The 15,981-nt window shown below is 71.5% G+C and carries 9 protein-coding genes; 5 read left to right on the top strand and 4 right to left on the bottom strand.

Annotation, left to right across the window (positions count from 1 at the left end):
• The first annotated feature begins 70 nt into the window (after nt 1–70).
• The 4 genes from leuC (at nt 71) to WME95_RS00485 (ending at nt 8,556) form a co-directional block, all read left to right on the top strand.
• Entirely contained in the window at nt 71–1,480 is a 1,410-nt protein-coding gene (gene leuC / locus WME95_RS00500) for a 3-isopropylmalate dehydratase large subunit (protein WP_437548551.1), read from the top strand.
• 27 nt (nt 1,481–1,507) lie between these two features.
• Entirely contained in the window at nt 1,508–2,125 is a 618-nt protein-coding gene (gene leuD, locus WME95_RS00495; RefSeq protein ID WP_437906441.1) for a 3-isopropylmalate dehydratase small subunit, read from the top strand.
• A gap of 835 nt (nt 2,126–2,960) precedes the next feature.
• Nucleotides 2,961–4,496, top strand: a complete 1,536-nt coding sequence (locus WME95_RS00490) for a hypothetical protein (protein WP_437906440.1) — start codon at nt 2,961–2,963, stop codon at nt 4,494–4,496.
• A 1,531-nt stretch (nt 4,497–6,027) separates the two neighbouring features.
• Nucleotides 6,028–8,556, top strand: coding sequence for a glycoside hydrolase family 31 protein (locus WME95_RS00485; protein ID WP_437906439.1), 2,529 nt, complete (start codon nt 6,028–6,030; stop codon nt 8,554–8,556).
• Between the two features lie 75 nt (nt 8,557–8,631).
• Here WME95_RS00485 and WME95_RS00480 read toward each other — a convergent pair whose 3' ends face one another.
• The 4 genes from WME95_RS00480 to WME95_RS00465 are packed head-to-tail and all read right to left on the bottom strand — an operon-like array spanning nt 8,632 to nt 11,961.
• The gene (locus WME95_RS00480) at nt 8,632–9,342 is read right to left on the bottom strand and encodes a lycopene cyclase domain-containing protein (protein WP_437906438.1); all 711 of its coding nucleotides are present in this window, start codon (nt 9,340–9,342) and stop codon (nt 8,632–8,634) included.
• Between the two features lie 14 nt (nt 9,343–9,356).
• Complete coding sequence (locus tag WME95_RS00475; protein WP_437906437.1) at nt 9,357–10,274, bottom strand: prenyltransferase; 918 nt, start codon at nt 10,272–10,274, stop codon at nt 9,357–9,359.
• Nucleotides 10,271–11,005: a ferrochelatase gene (locus WME95_RS00470; RefSeq protein WP_437906436.1), complete on the bottom strand. Its 735-nt coding sequence runs from the start codon at nt 11,003–11,005 to the stop codon at nt 10,271–10,273. The genes WME95_RS00475 and WME95_RS00470 overlap by 4 nt, the downstream gene beginning before the upstream one ends.
• Complete coding sequence (locus WME95_RS00465) at nt 11,002–11,961, bottom strand: prenyltransferase (protein WP_437906435.1); 960 nt, start codon at nt 11,959–11,961, stop codon at nt 11,002–11,004. Before WME95_RS00465 ends, WME95_RS00470 begins: the two co-directional genes overlap by 4 nt.
• Before the next feature lie 250 nt (nt 11,962–12,211).
• Between WME95_RS00465 and WME95_RS00460 the strand changes: the two genes are divergently transcribed.
• Complete coding sequence (locus WME95_RS00460; protein WP_437906434.1) at nt 12,212–15,940, top strand: UvrD-helicase domain-containing protein; 3,729 nt, start codon at nt 12,212–12,214, stop codon at nt 15,938–15,940.
• The last annotated feature ends 41 nt before the right edge of the window (nt 15,941–15,981 follow it).

The raw sequence follows: 15,981 nt of genomic DNA, 5'->3' as shown, positions 1-15,981 counted from the left end.
TCCGCTTCGCTTCGCACGCCGTCCCCTTCACCCCCCTTCACCCGATTCCAGCGCACCGCGAGAGGCCATCATGGGTAAGAGTCTCTATGACAAGGTTTGGGACCTCCACAAAGTCCGCACGTTGCCGAGCGGCGAGGACCAGCTCTTCATCGGCCTTCACCTGATCCACGAGGTGACGAGCCCCCAGGCGTTCGGGATGCTCCGCGATCTCGGCCTGCGGGTGAGCATGCCCGAGCGGACGTTCGCGACCCTCGATCACATCGTCCCGACCGACAACCGCAAGCGGCCGTTCAAGGACACGCTGGCCGAGGGGATGGTCGACGCGCTCAAGAAGGCGTGCACCGAGCAGGGCGTCACGTTCTTCGATCTCGAGTCGGGGAAGCAGGGCATCGTGCACATCATCGGCCCGGAGCTCGGCCTCACGCAGCCGGGCATGACGATCGCGTGCGGCGACTCGCACACGTCGACGCACGGCGCGTTCGGCGCGATCGCGTTCGGGATCGGGACGACGCAGGTGCGCGACGTGCTCGCCACGCAGACGCTGAGCCTCCAGCGGCTCAAGGTCCGGCGGATCCAGGTGGAGGGCAAACTCGGGCCGGGCGTCTACGCGAAGGATATCATCCTCGAGATCATCCGCCGGCTCGGCGTGTCCGGCGGCACGGGCTACGCCTACGAGTACGGCGGGTCGACCATCGAGGGGTTCTCGATGGAGGAGCGGATGACCCTGTGCAACATGTCGATCGAGGGCGGCGCCCGGGTCGGCTACGTCAACCCGGACCAGGTGACGTTCGAGTACATGAAGGGGCGTCCGTACGCGCCGAAGGGCGAGGCGTGGGAGAAGGCGCTCGAGTACTGGCGCTCGATCGCGTCGGACGAGGACGCGCGTTACGACGACGTCGTCCGGATCGACGCGAGCGAGATCGCGCCGACGGTCACCTGGGGCATCACGCCGGGGCAGGCGATCTCGGTGAAGGAGAAGGTCCCGGCGGCCGAGGACGTGGCGAACGAGTCCGAGCGGGCGCTGATCCGCGAGGCGCTCGAGTACATGCGGCTCGAGGGCGGCAAGCCGATCGAGGGGACGAAGATCAACGTGGCGTTCATCGGGAGCTGCACGAACGGGCGCCTGTCGGATTTCCGGGAGGTCGCGCGGCGCATCCAGGGGCACAGGGTCGCGCCGCACGTGCGCGCGCTGGCCGTCCCGGGGTCGATGGAGGTGGCGCGCGCGGCCGAGGCCGAGGGGCTGGACCGGGTCTTCCGCGACGCGGGCTTCGAGTGGCGCGAGCCGGGCTGCTCGATGTGCCTGGCGATGAACCCCGACAAGCTCATCGGGGATGAGCTGTGCGCGTCGTCGTCCAACCGCAACTTCAAGGGCAGGCAGGGGAGCCCCACCGGGCGCACCGTGCTCATGAGCCCGGTGATGGTCGCGGCGGCCGCCGTCCGCGGCGAGATCGCCGACGCTCGTGACGTGTTCGGAATCTGACGACGCTCGCACCCGAGGGAGATCCCAATGGCACTCGATTTGATTCAATCCGTCACCGGTCGCGCCGTTCACGTTCCGGGGGACGACATCGACACGGACCGCATCATCCCGGCGCGCTTCTTGAAGTGCGTCACCTTCGACGGCATCGGCGAGCACCTCTTCAAGGACGTGCGCTTCGACGAGCGCGGCGAGAAGCGGGAGCACCCGCTGAACGACCCGCGCTTCGCGGGGGCGACGGTGCTGATCGCCGATCGCAACTTCGGCTGCGGGTCGTCGCGCGAGCACGCGCCGCAGTCGATCGCGAAGGCGGGTTTCAAGGCCGTCATCGCCGAGAGCTTCGCCGAGATCTTCTTCGGCAACTCGACGACGCTCGGCATCCCCTGCGTCTCGGTGAGCCGCGAGGACCGCGCCGCGCTCGTGGCGCGCGTGAACGCCGACCCGACGACCCCCGTCACGGTCGACCTGCAGGGGCAGGTCGTCCGGGCGGGGAGCGATCTCACGGTGCCCTTCACGATCAAGCCGGGCGCGCGCGAGTCGCTGATCCGGGGCACGTGGGATCCGATCGCCCAGCTGCTCGAGGGGGCCGCGGAGGTCCGGCAGGTGGCGGCGCGGCTGCCCTACGTGCGGCCCGCCTCCGCGCGGTAGCTCCGCGCTCGATCGGGGCGCTGCCCCAACCTGGGACGCGCGAGCACCTCGCGAGCACCACCTCAACCTGGGTCACCACCTCAGTTACTGCCGAACCTCAACCTGGGTCGCGGCTAGCCTCAACCTGGGTCGGGTCATCCCCGGCCGAACCTCAACCTGGGTCGGTCATCCGTACCTCAGGGTCGGTCATCCGTACCTCAACCTAGGTCGGGTCATCCCCCCTGGGCCGCGTAACCCAGCTCACTCAAGAAAAAAATTCCCCCATCCTTCCATCCCCTTGCCTCCCGGCACCCCCTGTGGCGCCAGTTGGCTCAACGTGACACGTAGCCAGCGCTCCCCGTCACACTGCCGCCCCATCGCGCTGAGCGGATGCGCGCAGCGGGCGCCGCGCGACCGCGAAAAGCCGGCCGATATGCCTCGGGCCGTGCGGCCGTCGACGCTACCGAGCAGGCGGACGCGCCTGGCATGTCCAGTGCTTTATCCCCACGCGAGCTCTCCGAGTCGGCGCTGAGACGCCGCGCGCAGCAGCGCCCGCAGGCTGCGGCGCAGAGCCATCGTTCCTTGATCGCGTGTCTCGCACAGGCACGCAGGATGGAGTACCCCCATGCGTTTCGCGATCTTCTCCTCTCTTATCTCGCGTTCGTCAGCCGCTCGCTCCTCTCTCCAGGGTCTGGTTGCGCTCTCCGCGCTCGTTGTGCTCACCGGCGCCAAGGGGCAGGGCTGTGGGGGCGTGGACGAGCCCCCACCGCCACCAGAGCCCGACTGCGGACCTGGCTTTCACTGGGAGACGGTCTGTTCACCGTGCGAGATCGGCGAGATGTGCGAGGAGCAGTGTGTGCCCGACAGCATCTGTCCTGCTGACTGGAGCGAACAGACCATCTGCAGCGGCGGCACCACGTCTTCGGGCCAGGGTGGCTTCGCCGGCGGCACCGCCATCCCCGTCGATCCGGGCGAGTGCTGGACCGAGTGCATCCCGCCGCAGCCGTACTGCCCGCCGGGCACGATCGAGCAGACCGTGTGTGGCGGCACCACCACGGTCGGCGTCGGCGGCTCCGGCGGCTGGGGCACTGGCGGCATGCCGATGCCTTCCGAGCCGTGCTGGACCGAGTGTGTGCCCGTCGGCCCCTACTGCCCGCCCGGCACAACCCCGCAGACCTTCTGCGACGAAGGCACCACCGTCACCAGCAGCAGCGTCGGCGTCGGCGGCTCGGGCGGCTGGGCGGGCACCGGCGGCGCCGATGGGGGCGCGAGCCGGCCCTATCCCGGCGGCGGCTGCTGGACCGATTGCGTGCCCACCGAGCCCTACTGCCCGCCCGGCACCACCCCGCAGACCTACTGCGACGGCGGCTCCTCCGTCACGAGCAGCAGCGTAGGCGTCGGCGGCTCGGGCGGCTGGGCGGGCACCGGCGGCGCCGGCGGCGCCGGCGGGGGCACCGCGGGCGGTGGCATCGGCGGCACCGATCCAGGCTTCGCCGCGCCGCGCCCCCCTGACGGCGGTTGCTGGACCGAGTGCGTGCCCACCGAGCCCTACTGCCCGCCCGGCACCACCCCGCAGACGGTCTGCAGCGGCACCGTCGGCAGCAGCGGAGTCGGCGGCACCGGCGCCTACGACGGCGACTGGGGCGGCTGCCGGACCGAGTGTGTGCCCACTGAGCCCTACTGCCCGCCGAACAGCATCCCGCAGACCGTCTGCGGCGGCAGCGCCGTCTCGGTCGGCAGCTCCGGCAGCACCGGCACCGGCTACGGCGGCGCCGGCGGCGCCGGCGGCTCCTCCGGCACCGGCATGGCGGGCGGCAGCCCGTACCCCGGCCAGGAGTACTGCTGGACCGAGTGCGTGCCTGTCGAGCCCTACTGCCCGCCGGGCACGACCCAGCAGACCATCTGCGAGGACGGCGAGGCCGTGCCCGGCACGAGCAGCAGCGGCACCGGCATGGGTGGCATGCCCTTCCCCGGCGGCGGCTGCTGGACCGACTGTGTGCCCACCGAGCCCTACTGCCCGCCGAACAGCATCCCGCAGACCGTCTGCGGCGGCGGCAGCTCCGTCGCTGTCGGCAGCTCCAGCAGCTCCGGCACCGGCGCGGGCGCCATGCCCTACCCCGGCGATTGCTGGACCGAGTGCGTGCCCGTCGAGCCCTACTGCCCCGCGGGCATGATCGAGCAGAAGGTCTGCTCCGGCGAGAGCAGCAGCAGCAGCACCGGCACCGGCATGGGCGGCGCCGACGCGTACCCGCCCGGCGATTGCTGGATCGAGTGTGTGGACGGAGCCACCTGCCCCCCCGGCGCGATCGTCCGAACCATCTGCGAGGAGCCGAGCGGCGGCGGCGCCGGCGGCCCCGTCTGCCGGACCGAGTGCGTCCTGATGCTGCCGTGACGCGACGGGCGCGGGCGATCCCCCCGACCGCGGGAGGCTTCGCGAGCGAAACGCCGCCGCCCGCGCCCATCCGATGACGAAGGCGCCGGGAGCGCCAGGGGAAGCACCATCCCCTGGCGCTCCCGGCGTTTCGGCGTTCCAGGACGGCACCGCCGCGGCGTTGCGCGGCTGTCATCCACCGAGGATCGTACCCGATACCAACGCACGGAGCGCCCGAGAGCACAACGTTCGGGACCAGGCCGCGACCCGCATTGAAGACGGTGGAGCGGGCCCTGAAGCAAGCGTGCCTGCTCGATCGACGTGATCCGTGCCGTTGAAGGTCGCTGTTCGATTGAAGGGCGCTTCGAGAGACGGCGACGGGCGAGGTCCGCCTTGACCACGAGGAGGCTCGCTGTTTCACCGGCGGGCACCGCCACATCCCCCCTCGCGCTCTTCGCGCACGCCTTCTTGACGGTTGATCGGGCTGCCTCCGACGCTGCGAGCGGGTCTGGCGGTCCGGCGATGACCGCGATCCAGCGCTCACCCTCTTGACGCGGCGCTCCGGAGGAGCCCCGCCAGCCTCGTCCTCCCCCGGATTCGACGATGCCCGCGGGCCGGTAGATTGGAATTGACATCGGCAATGTGAGCGTTCACATTGCAGTCGAGGGGTATCCTTTCGCTTCGGCCTCCTCGGTCGCCCTGGGCACCGAGATCTTCGTCATCTGTTCGCTCTTCATCGATTTTTGCACCAGCTCTATTCGCCTGGCCTTCGAGAAAGCGATCGCTGATCGAGGGTGATTGGTGTTGTGCCGAGGGCGATCCGCCAGAGGACACGACAGACATCGCGTATTCGAGGCCTGTCGTGAAAGCCTGGATGCTGTCCACCGGACACGATTTCGTCAAGGATCCGGCGAACCTGGCGGTGTGGCCGGATGGCAACCTCGGGAGCGGAGTAACGTAGTTTGCGGCGGGCCACGCTCAGGCGCTCCTCGGGCGCACCGGTGTCATCACATCGGCCCGTCCGGGGCTCCGGCTGAGCCACGCGGGAGGTTGGGTGCGCACCGCGCTCATCGCGCTTCTTCATCACGGAGCCAGGCTACGCCCCAGGGCGCCCGCCTGCTGCCAGCCGCGCAGTCCGCGCCAGCGAGCCATGCCGCTGTAGCCGAGCTCTTGCGGTCGGTGCTCTCGTGGGACCCGCCTTGAGCACGAACAAGATCCCCGTCAGGGCGATCTGATCACGAGTACGCGGCCGGCCGCCCTGCGCCTTCGGCTCCGTCTTCGAAAGCAGCGGTTCAGGTCGCCCCCAGCGTTCTTCCGGCGCCAGCGGCGTCTCCGCGCCGTATTCCGCCGCGCGCTCCGCCTCTCCCGAGCGAGGGGTCAAGCGGGCTGTCGCCAGGCGCCCTCATGCTGATTCAGCGACGCGAAGCGCGGGCGAAGACAGCTCCGCGCCGCGACCGTATGGAGGCAGTCCGCGCTCTTACAGCTGGCGTGAACCATTGAAGTCGGGAGCACTCATGCACTCTGTTGCTTGCGAGGAATCATGCGAAACTTGATGGACCGTTATCTCTGCGCGGCGCTGATCGGCCTCTTGCCGCTCGGCGGCGCGTGCTCGGGCGGGTCCAGCAACCCCGGTCCGGGCGCCGGCGGTGCGTCAGCCAGCGCCGCTGGCACGACCACGACCAGCGGGGCGGGCGGCGGCGGCGCAGGCGGCGCAGCCGGCGCAGGCGGCGCGGCCGGGGTCGGCGGCGGCGGCGGCTCCGGAGGCCAGGGAGGCGACGACGACCAGCTGGTCTGCCCGCCTGCCCCTCCAGAGACCGAGCTCTATGCCGCCGACGCCGCCGGCGTCACCTTCAACCTGGAGAGCGGCCTGCTGAGGCTGGAGGTCTGCAACGAGAGCATCATCAGGGTCCAGTACACCACCGCCTCTTCGCCCCCTGACAAGAACTCTCTATCCGTCAACAACGAGTGGGACAAACCGAGCTTTTGCGTCGCGGAGAACCAGGGGACCGTGACGATCACCACCTCACGGCTGAAGGTCAACGTCGACACGACCAGCGGCCTGGTCACCTATGCCGACCTGAACGACGGCGTCATCCTGTCGGAAGACAGCAAGACCTTGACCCCCGTGACCGTCGAGGGGGTCAGAACGAACCGCGTCGAGACCGTCTTCAACTCACCCGCCGACGAAGCGTTGTTCGGTCTTGGCCAGCACCAGGACAACGTGGCGAACCGCAAAGGGACGACGCGGCGCATCGTCAACGTCAACACGGAGATCAACGTTCCTGTATTGGTGTCCAACAGGGGCTACGGGATCTTCTGGGACAACTATTCCGCCTCGAACTTCGACGGGACCAGGTCGAGCAACAGCAAGTACAGCTATTCGTCCGAAGCCGGCGACATGGTGGACTACTACTTCTTCTATGGTCCGAGCATCGACCAGGTGGTAGCCCAGTACCGCACCGCGACCGGCGCAGCCCCGCTGTTCCCGAAGTGGGCCTACGGGCTCTTCCAGTCGAAGGACAAGTACGGCAGCCAGGCCGAGCTGCTGAGGATCAAGGACGGCTACCGCAACAACGACATTCCGGTCGACTGCATCGTTCAGGACTGGGATTACTGGACCCCGTACGCGTGGGGCTCCCACTTCATGGATGAACGCCGCTATCCGGATCCAGCGGCCCTCATCGCCGAGATGCACAAGGCCAACGTTCACACGATGATATCGATCTGGCCGGTGTATCAACGCGTGAACACCGAGCGGAAGGCGGGAGAGCTGGACAACTACAACGCGCTCGATGAAATCGGCGCGCTGTACCCCAGCAGCGGCACCCACCGTTTCTACGACACGTTCAACCCCGCCGCCAGAGCTCTGGTGTACCAGCAGATCCATGATCGCCTGCTGGGGCCGCACGGCTGGGACGGCATCTGGGCAGACAACACCGAACCCCAGGCCTACCCGGACCCCGTGAACGTGCGGGCGGCGGATACCGCGCTCGGCAAGGGCGCGCTGTACCTGAACGCTTATCCCCTGGCACACGCCGCGGGAGTGTACGAGCACTGGCGCAGCACCGGCCCGAAGCAGAAGCGAGTCTACGTGCTCACCCGCAGCGCCTTCGCCGGCCAGCAGCGATACGCCACGACGTGCTGGTCGGGGGACATCGACAGCAATTTCGCGACCTATGCCAAGCAGATCCCCGCCGGGCTCAATTTCTCGCTCGCGGGGATGCCCTATTGGACCACGGACATCGGCGGGTACTGGGGCCACAACGTGGACTGGACCACCAGCGCGAACAATGAGCTCTTCACCCGCTGGTTTCAGTACGGCGCCTTCTCCCCGATCTTCCGGATTCACGGAGGCGGCTCGAGGGAGCTGTACAGCAACAGCTGGAGCGCCGCCACCAAGGCCAACCTCCTCAAGATCGACAACCTGCGCTATCGGCTGATGCCTTACATCTACTCATTGGCATGGAAGGTGACCAGCGACGGCTACACCATGATGCGGCACCTGGTCTTCGACTATCCCAGCGATGCGAATGTGTTCAACATCAAGGATCAGTTCCTGTTCGGCCCCGCGTTCCTGGTCAATCCCGTGACCACCGCGGGCGCTACCAGCCGCTCCGTCTATCTCCCCGCGGGGACGTGGTACGATTTCTGGACGGGCTCGACGACAGACGGCGGACGTACGGCCTCCGTTCCCGCGCCGCTGAGCGAGCTGCCGCTCTTCGTCAAAGCGGGATCGATCGTCCCCATGGGCCCCAGCATCCAGTATGCGACGCAGAGCATCGACCCGCTGGAGATCCGGATCTACACGGGCCAAGACGGGTCGTTCACCCTCTACGAGGACGAGGGCGACAGCTACGACTATGAGGACGGTCACTACTCGACGATTCCATTCACGTGGAGCGAGTCTGCCGGAAGGTTGACCATCGGCGCACGGAAGGGGAGCTATACCGGAATGCCGGCCAGCAGGACGTTCAGGATCGTGCGGGTGGGCTCCGATCATGGCGTCGGCGTCGACGTCACCGCGGCTCCAGATCAAGTGGTCACCTACGATGGCTCAGAGGTGGTTGTAACCGCGAACTGAGCTACGGCCGTCGACGTCCAGGCGGATGGACGGCGTCGCTCGCCGAAGACGCGCGCCGGAAGCGCCGAGGGAATTTCAATCCCCGTCGCTTCCGGCGTGCCCGTACCTGAACCCGAACGCCCACGCCGGGAACACCGTTGCCGCGAAGCCCGCGCCGAGCCCGTAGAGGACCTCGTCGAGCGGCACGCCGAGCAGCGCCCTCCCCGGCAGCAGCACGCTGGGCCGCCAGGTGCGCTCGAACACGCCGGGCACGAGCGCAGCGAAGACGAGGCACAGGCCGAGGTAGAGCGCCGCCGACAGGAGCGCCCCGAGCAGGCCCGGCACGAGCAGATCGCGGCGCGCCCCCACGAGCGCCGCGGCGAACGCCGTCATCGCCGCCACCGCGGCGTAGAGGACGGGCACCCCCGCCGCGACCAGCGCCCCGGCCGCGGCGAGCGCGAGCGCGATCACCACGCCGGCACGCAACCACGGTCGCACGCGCGGCGCCCGCTCCGCCGCGCAGGGCACCGGCGCGCGGCGGAACACAACGGCATAGACGGTCGAGGAGAATCCGCTGAGCCCGACGACGAACAGCACGTCCTCGATGCCGAACCCGATCCGGTCGGCCAGGTCGAACAGGAACTTCGGGGCCCAGTACCTCGGGTAGAACAGCCGCTCGGTCGCCGCGAACGGCAGCGAGGCGAGCGCCATCCGCTTCATCAGGGGGCGCAGATCCGGGCGCGCGAGCCAGATGACGCCCCCCGGCAGGAGGAAGAGCGACGAGAGCAGCAGGAACTCGTGCGACATCGCGCCCTCGCTCCTCAGCGCGCGGCGAGGGCGATGACGGTCGAGCCGACCAGCGACAGCGTCGCCGCGCCCGCCGCCGCGACCCGGACCAGCAGCAGGCGCGAGCCCGGCGGCGCTGGGCGGGCCAGCAGCACGACGAGCACCGCCGCCGCCGGCACGAGCAGGCCCGCCCCAGGGCTCAGCCCCACCGCGCCCAGGCCGACCGGCGCGAGCACGAGCGAGAGCCCGTTCAGGAGGACCACGCACCGCGCCGCCCGCTCTCCGCCCACGCGCACGGGCAGCGTCCGCTTGCCGCTCTCGCGATCCGAGGGCTCGTCCGGGAGCGCGGTGGCGATCGCGGAGCCGAGGTGGCTCGGCAGCAGGAACGCGAGCAGCGCGAAGGGAAAACGCGCGGGGTCGCCCCCCTGGGCGATGTACCCGTAGAGCGGCAGGACCGCGCCGACGCCGACCATCTGGAGCAGCTCCCCACCGCCCCGGTACGACAGGCGAAGCGGCGGGTAGCTGTAGGCCCAGAGCAGCAGGAGCGCCGTGATCGCGAGGAGCACGAGGAGCGGCGCGGCGGCCGTCGCCAGCGCCGCGGCGAGCGCCGTTGAGACCGCCACGAGCGCCGCGGCGCACACGACGGCCGCGGCGCCGAGCGCGCGGGGCGAGAGGCGCCCCTCGACAAGCACGCGCGAGCCGCCCGAGAAGGGCGTGGCGGTCCGGTTGCGGCGATCGGTCTCCTGGTCGGCGACGTCGTTCGCGTAGACGATGAAGAGCTGGTTCAGCAGGCCGAACAGCTGGACCGCCGCGAGCGTCCCCACGTCGAGCGGTCGGCCGGCCGCCCGCGCGCCGACGAGCTGCCCGAGCAGCAGCGGGAGCGCGATGCTCGGCTGCGAGGCCAGCCGAGACGCATCGAGCCACGCTCGAAGCGCGCCCGGCCGGACGCTCATCGCCCCTCGCCCCGCGACAGGCCGAGGCGATCGGCCAGCTTGGCGCGCAGATCGGTGAAGGGGAGGTCCCAGCGGCGCTCGCCGTCGAGGCGCCAGGCCTTGAGCGGGATCAGGTCGACCTGGGCGAGCAGGCAGTGGAGCTGCGACTCCTCGGGCGGCTCGCGGATGAACGAGAAGGGGTTGCGGTACTCCCGGCCGTTCAGCTGCGAGTACTTGCGGTCGTTGCTGGCCACGAGCTCGACGAGCGTCCTCTGCCGGCCGTCGAGGTAGTCGAAGAACGAGACGTCGAAGGGCCCGATGCCCGCGCGCTCCTCCGGCTTGCGCATCACCCAGCGAGCCCAGTCGTAGCCGTAGAGGAAGTCGTGCGCGTAGCGGAAGCGCAGCTTCGACTTGTTGCCGAAGCCCAGGCAGAGCGACACCACGCGGCGGGCGAAGTCGCCGATCGCGGGCGCGCTCCCGGCCTGCCACAGGCAGCAGGCCAGGTAGTCGACATCCCAGAAGATGTTGTCGGGGAAGTTGTCGGCGACCGCGCCGATCACCTCGCCGAGCCCGCGGGCAAAGGCGCGCGCCCGCTCGGCGTCCTCGCTGCCGTTCACGATCTGCTCGACAAGGGCGACGGGGGTGGGCGCGCACGGCCGGCCCGGCGCGACCGAGGCCCGCGCGCCCAGCAGGGGCGTGAGGCGCGCGAGCGCGTCGCGCTCCTCCGGGGGGATGACCGCGACGCCCGTCATGTCGGCCCTCCCCCGGCGAGGAGCCCGGCGGCGAGCACGGCCGCCGACAGGGCGACGATGCCCCACTGGATCGCGCGGTGGAGCTCGCGCTTGTAGGCCGCCTGCGCGGCGAAGGCGTTCGTCACCGCCTCGGGGCTCTTCTCGACGAGCCGCGCCCTGAAGAAGAGCGCCACGGCCGCCGCCGGCGCGACCGACCAGAGCGGCGGCGCGCCCTCGGCGAGGAGGGACGCCGCGAGCCAGAGGAGCGGGCCGAGGCCGGCGAGGGCCTCGGTGACCCGGCGCGTGGCCGCATTGCCGAGCAGCGTGGCCACGGTGCGCTTGCCGCCGGCGCGGTCGCTCTGCTCGTCGGACAGCCCGCTGGCCAGCGCGCTCGCCAGCGCGAGCAGGAGCAACCCCGGCAGGAGCGCGACGAGCCACGCCGGCGCCAGCGCGCCGCACTGGGCATACGCGTGCAGCACGGGGAGCACGCCGCCGACGCCGGCCATCTCGAGGAGCTCGCCGCCGCCGCGGTAGTTGAGCCTGATCGGCGGCAGCGTGTAGGCGACGAAGACGAGCTGGCCGAGCGCGGCCAGGGGGAGCAGCAGCGGGCGATCGAGCGCGGCGCCGGCCCCCCAGGCCATGAGCAACGCGGAGACACCGGCCCCGAGCCCGGCGAGCAGGAGGGCCTTGGCGGGAAGGATGCCGTCCGGGATGGTCTTCGGCGAGCAGCCGTCCGGGAACATGCGTCGCTTGAGGGCGTCCACCTCGCGATCGCCCCAGTCGTTCAGGAGCACGACGAAGGCGACGTCGGCCATCATCCACAGCGCGCCGAAGGCGAGGGCCCCTGCGGACAGCCGGCCGGCGACGGCCGCGCCCACCGCGTGCCCGTATGCGGCCGGGACGAGCACCTTGGGCCAGCTCGCGGGTTTGAGCGCGTACGCCCACCGCGCTCCAGGGCTCATCGACTCGAGGCGCATGGATCAGCTTCCCCTGCTGCTAGCACAAGAACATCCACGCTCAGGGGTTACATGAGCCCGTCCGGAAAAACGGACCGCCTTCCGCCGGGCACGGCAGCGTTTCCTTCCACGCCGATCTGCGCCACCTTACTCCCCCGACAGCCTCCCCACGCGACCCAGTGCGGCACGTCCTCCTCCCCTCCCCGAGCCTGGCCGGCGCGCTCCTGCCGCGCGCCCCCGGGCAGCGCCTCGAGCCCGCGCGGAGGCGCGCGTGACCGCCGACGCGGTCCGATCGCGCGGCGCGCGGGAGCTCGCGGATGAGCCCGCCCGCCGCCGCATCCGCGACGATCTGCGGACGACGCTCGTCGTCGAGGCCGCCGCGGGCACCGGCAAGACCACCGCGCTCGTGTCGCGGATCGTCGCCGTGCTGCGGAGGGCGCCCGAGGAGGGCGGCGGGACGCTCGATCGCATCGTCGCGGTGACCTTCACGGAGAAGGCGGCCGGCGAGATGAAGCTGCGCCTCCGGGCCGAGATCGAGCGGGCGCGCAGCGACCCGGGCGCCGGCCCGGCGGAGCGCGCGCGGCTCGACGAGGCGCTCGCGCACCTGGAGGCGGCGCGCATCGGGACCATCCACTCCTTCTGCGCCGACCTCCTGCGCGAGTGGCCGGTCGAGGCGCGCGTCGACCCGCTGTTCCAGGTCGCGGCCGCGGATCAGGCCGAGGCGCTCTTCGACCAGGCCTTCGACGCCTGGTTCCAGCGCACCCTGAACGACCCGCCCGAGGGCGTACGCCGGATCCTGCGCCGGCGCCCGCGCGACGGCGCGCAGGGCCCGCGCGACCTGCTCCGGAGCGCGGCGTTCAAGCTCGCCGAGCACCGCGACTTCACGCGCCCCTGGCGGCGCGATCCGTTCGACCGCGAGCGCGCGATCGACGAGATCCTGGACCGCCTCGCGGCGCTCGCCGACCTGGGCGCCGAGGCCGACCGGGAGGGCGACTACCTCGCGCAGAGCCTCCGGAACCTCGACCGCTACCTCGCCGAGCTCCGCCGCCGCGAGGAGGTGACGGGCGGGCGCGACCACGACGGCCTGGAGGCCGAGCTCGGCGACGTCGCGCGCTGGAAGGAATGGCGCTGGAAGGGCTCAGGCAAGGCGTTCGGCGGGGATCTCACGCGCGCCGAGGTGCTCGCGCAGCGCGACCGCGTGAAGGTCGAGCTCGACGCCGTGCTCACGGCCGCGAGCGCCGATCTCGCGGCCTGCCTCTCGCGCGAGCTCCGGCCGCCGATCGAGGCGTACGACGCGCTCAAGGCCCGCGCCGGCAAGCTCGACTTCCTCGACCTGCTGCTCTGCGCCCGGGACCTCCTCCGCTCGAGCCGCGGCGTGCGCGAGGAGCTCAACCTCCGCTTCTCGCACCTCTTCGTCGACGAGTTCCAGGACACCGACCCGCTCCAGGCGGAGATCCTGCTCCTGCTCGCGGCCGACGACCTCTCCGAGGCCGACTGGACGCGGGCGCGCCCGGTGCCCGGCAAGCTCTTCGTTGTCGGCGATCCGAAGCAGTCGATCTACCGCTTCCGCCGCGCCGAGGTCGCGCTCTACGAGGCGACCAAGGCCCGGCTCGTCGCGTGCGGCGCGAGCGTCCTGTACCTGTCGACGAGCTTCCGCAGCGCCCCGTCGATCCAGGAGGCCGTCAACGCGGCGTTCGCGCCGCTGATGCAGGGAGGCACCGCGGAGGGCGAGCGCGCGGCGACCCAGGCGCGGTACGTCGCGCTCGAGCGGTTCCGGGATGATCCGCCGGAGCAGCCGACGGTCATCGCGCTCCCGGTGCCGCGGCCCTACGGCGACTTCGGCAAGATCTCCGATTTCCGTGTGCGGCAGTCGATCCCGGACGCGGTGGGCGCCTTCGTCCACCACCTCATCCACGGCGGCGCGGCGCTGGACGGTGGCGGCGCGCGGCGCTGGACGGTGACGGAGCGCGAGCGCCCGGGCCAGCGGGTGCCGCTCGAGGCGCGGCACATCTGTCTTTTGTTCAAGCGGTTCCAGACGTTCGGGGAGGACGCGACCCGCGCCTACGTGCGGGCGCTCGAGGCGCGGCGGATCCCGCACGTGCTCGTGGGCGGACGGTCGTTCCACGATCGCGAGGAGGTGATGGCCGTGCGGAGCGCGCTGCTCGCGATCGAGTGGCCGGACGACGAGCTCAGCGTCTACGCGACGCTGCGCGGGCCCCTCTTCGCGCTGACGGACGACGTGCTCCTGCTCTACCGCGACCGCTTCCGGCGCTTGCACCCGCTGTTTCAACCGCCGGACGACGGGGCGCTCGATCTCGCGGTGGAGGGCGGGGCGCGGCCGCTCCGGGAGGTCGCCGAGGCGCTCGCGGTGCTCGGGCGGCTGCACCGCGAGCGCAACCGGCGGCCGATCGCGGACACCCTCGGCGGGCTCCTCGACGAGACGCGCGCGCACGCGGGCATCGCGATCTGGCCGACGGGGGAGCAAGCGCTCGCGAACGTGCTGCGGGTGATGGATCTCGGGCGGCGCTTCGAGGCGGCCGGCGCGACGTCGTTCCGCGCGTTCGTGGAGCGGCTCGAGCTGGACGCCGAGCGGGGTGAGGTCGCCGAGGCGCCGGTCGTCGAGGAGGGGACGGAGGGCGTGCGGATCATGACGGTGCACCGGGCCAAGGGGCTCGAGTTCCCTGTGGTGATCCTGGCCGATCCGGCGTCGCCGGCGGCGCACCAGCTCCCGTCGCGGCACGTGGATCCGGAGCTCGGCCTGTGGGCGGAGCCGATCGCCGGCTGCGTGCCCGCGGAGCTCGTCGAGCGCCGCGAGGAAGTGCTGCGCCGCGATCGCGAGGAGGCGGTGCGGCTCGCGTACGTGGCGGCGACGCGCGCGCGCGAGCTCTTGGTGGTGCCCGCGGTGGGCGACGCGCGCCCGGGCGACGGCACGAGCGACGGCTGGCTCGACGTGCTGCACCCGGTGCTCTACCCGGCGCCGCGCGAGCGACGGAGCCCTCGACGTTGCGAGGACCTCGGCTGCCCTCCGTTCGGGACCGACACGGTGCTGGAGCGCCCGGCGCGGTGCGAGGCCGACGAGCGGGACGCGGTCGCGCCGGGGGAGCACGCGCCGATGGCCGGATCGCACCGCGTCGTGTGGTGGGATCCGGGGGCGCTCGACCTGGATCGCGAGCCGGAGGCGGGGCTGCGCCAGCAGCGGATCCTGCAGGCGGACGCGGGCGGCGCGGCGGCCGCGGGCGGCGCGGCGGCCGCGGGCGCCGGGATCATCGGAAGCGCCGGGGCGACGTCGAGCGCCGTGATCGCAGGAGAGCTCGGACAGCGCGGGCACGAGGTGTGGCTGGAGGCGCGGCAGCGGGCGATCCTGGACGGCGCGGTGGCGGCGGTCCGCGTGAAGACCGCGACGGAGATCAGCCACGAGGCGGCGGAAGCGGCGGCGGCAGCGGCGGCGGGCGCGCAGCCCATCGGCGGCGGGGCGACGCGGAGAGAGCGGGCGGACGCGCTGCCGGTGATCTCGTTCGAGCAGACGGAGATCGCGCGCGAGGGGCGGCCCTACGGCAAGCGGTTCGGGACGCTGGTGCACGCGGTGCTTGCCGAGGTGGATCTCCGGGCGGGCGAGGACGAGGTAAGGACGGTGGCGGCAGCGCAGGCGAGGCTGCTCGGGGCGCCGGCCGAGGAGCTCGACGCGGCGGTCGCCGCGGCGGTCGCGGCGCTCGATCACCCGCTGCTCCGGCGCGCAGCGGAGAGCGCGGCCCGCGGCGCGTGCGAGCGGGAGACGCCGCTGCTCCTGCGGCTCGAGGACGGGACGATCGCCGAGGGCATCGTCGACCTCTCGTTCCGCGAGAGCGTGGGAGACGTGGGGATCTGGACCGTGGTCGATTTCAAGACCGGCTCCGACGCGGGCACGGCGCACGCGGCGCAGGAGGCGCAGGTGCGGCTTTACGTGCAGGCCATCGCGGAGGCGACGGGCGAGAGGGCGAGAGGGGTGGTGCTCAGGGTGTGAGGGGCGCTGCCGGACGCAGAGGAAGGCCCGTGGGTGGCGCG

This window comes from Sorangium sp. So ce327, from assembly GCF_051530205.1.
Classification (GTDB): domain Bacteria; phylum Myxococcota_A; class Polyangia; order Polyangiales; family Polyangiaceae; genus Sorangium; species Sorangium cellulosum_B.
The sequence above is the reverse complement of the archived record's forward strand: the minus strand, read 5'-3'. Positions and strand labels throughout refer to the sequence as shown.

Coding starts and splice junctions, on each gene's coding strand:
- WME95_RS00470 (WP_437906436.1), bottom strand. CDS start 11,005: ATGACGGGCGTCGCGGTCATCCCCCCGGAGGAGCGCGACGCGCTCGCG.
- WME95_RS00485 (WP_437906439.1), top strand. CDS start 6,028: ATGGACCGTTATCTCTGCGCGGCGCTGATCGGCCTCTTGCCGCTCGGC.
- WME95_RS00480 (WP_437906438.1), bottom strand. CDS start 9,342: ATGTCGCACGAGTTCCTGCTGCTCTCGTCGCTCTTCCTCCTGCCGGGG.
- WME95_RS00475 (WP_437906437.1), bottom strand. CDS start 10,274: ATGAGCGTCCGGCCGGGCGCGCTTCGAGCGTGGCTCGATGCGTCTCGG.
- leuC (WP_437548551.1), top strand. CDS start 71: ATGGGTAAGAGTCTCTATGACAAGGTTTGGGACCTCCACAAAGTCCGC.
- leuD (WP_437906441.1), top strand. CDS start 1,508: ATGGCACTCGATTTGATTCAATCCGTCACCGGTCGCGCCGTTCACGTT.
- WME95_RS00465 (WP_437906435.1), bottom strand. CDS start 11,961: ATGCGCCTCGAGTCGATGAGCCCTGGAGCGCGGTGGGCGTACGCGCTC.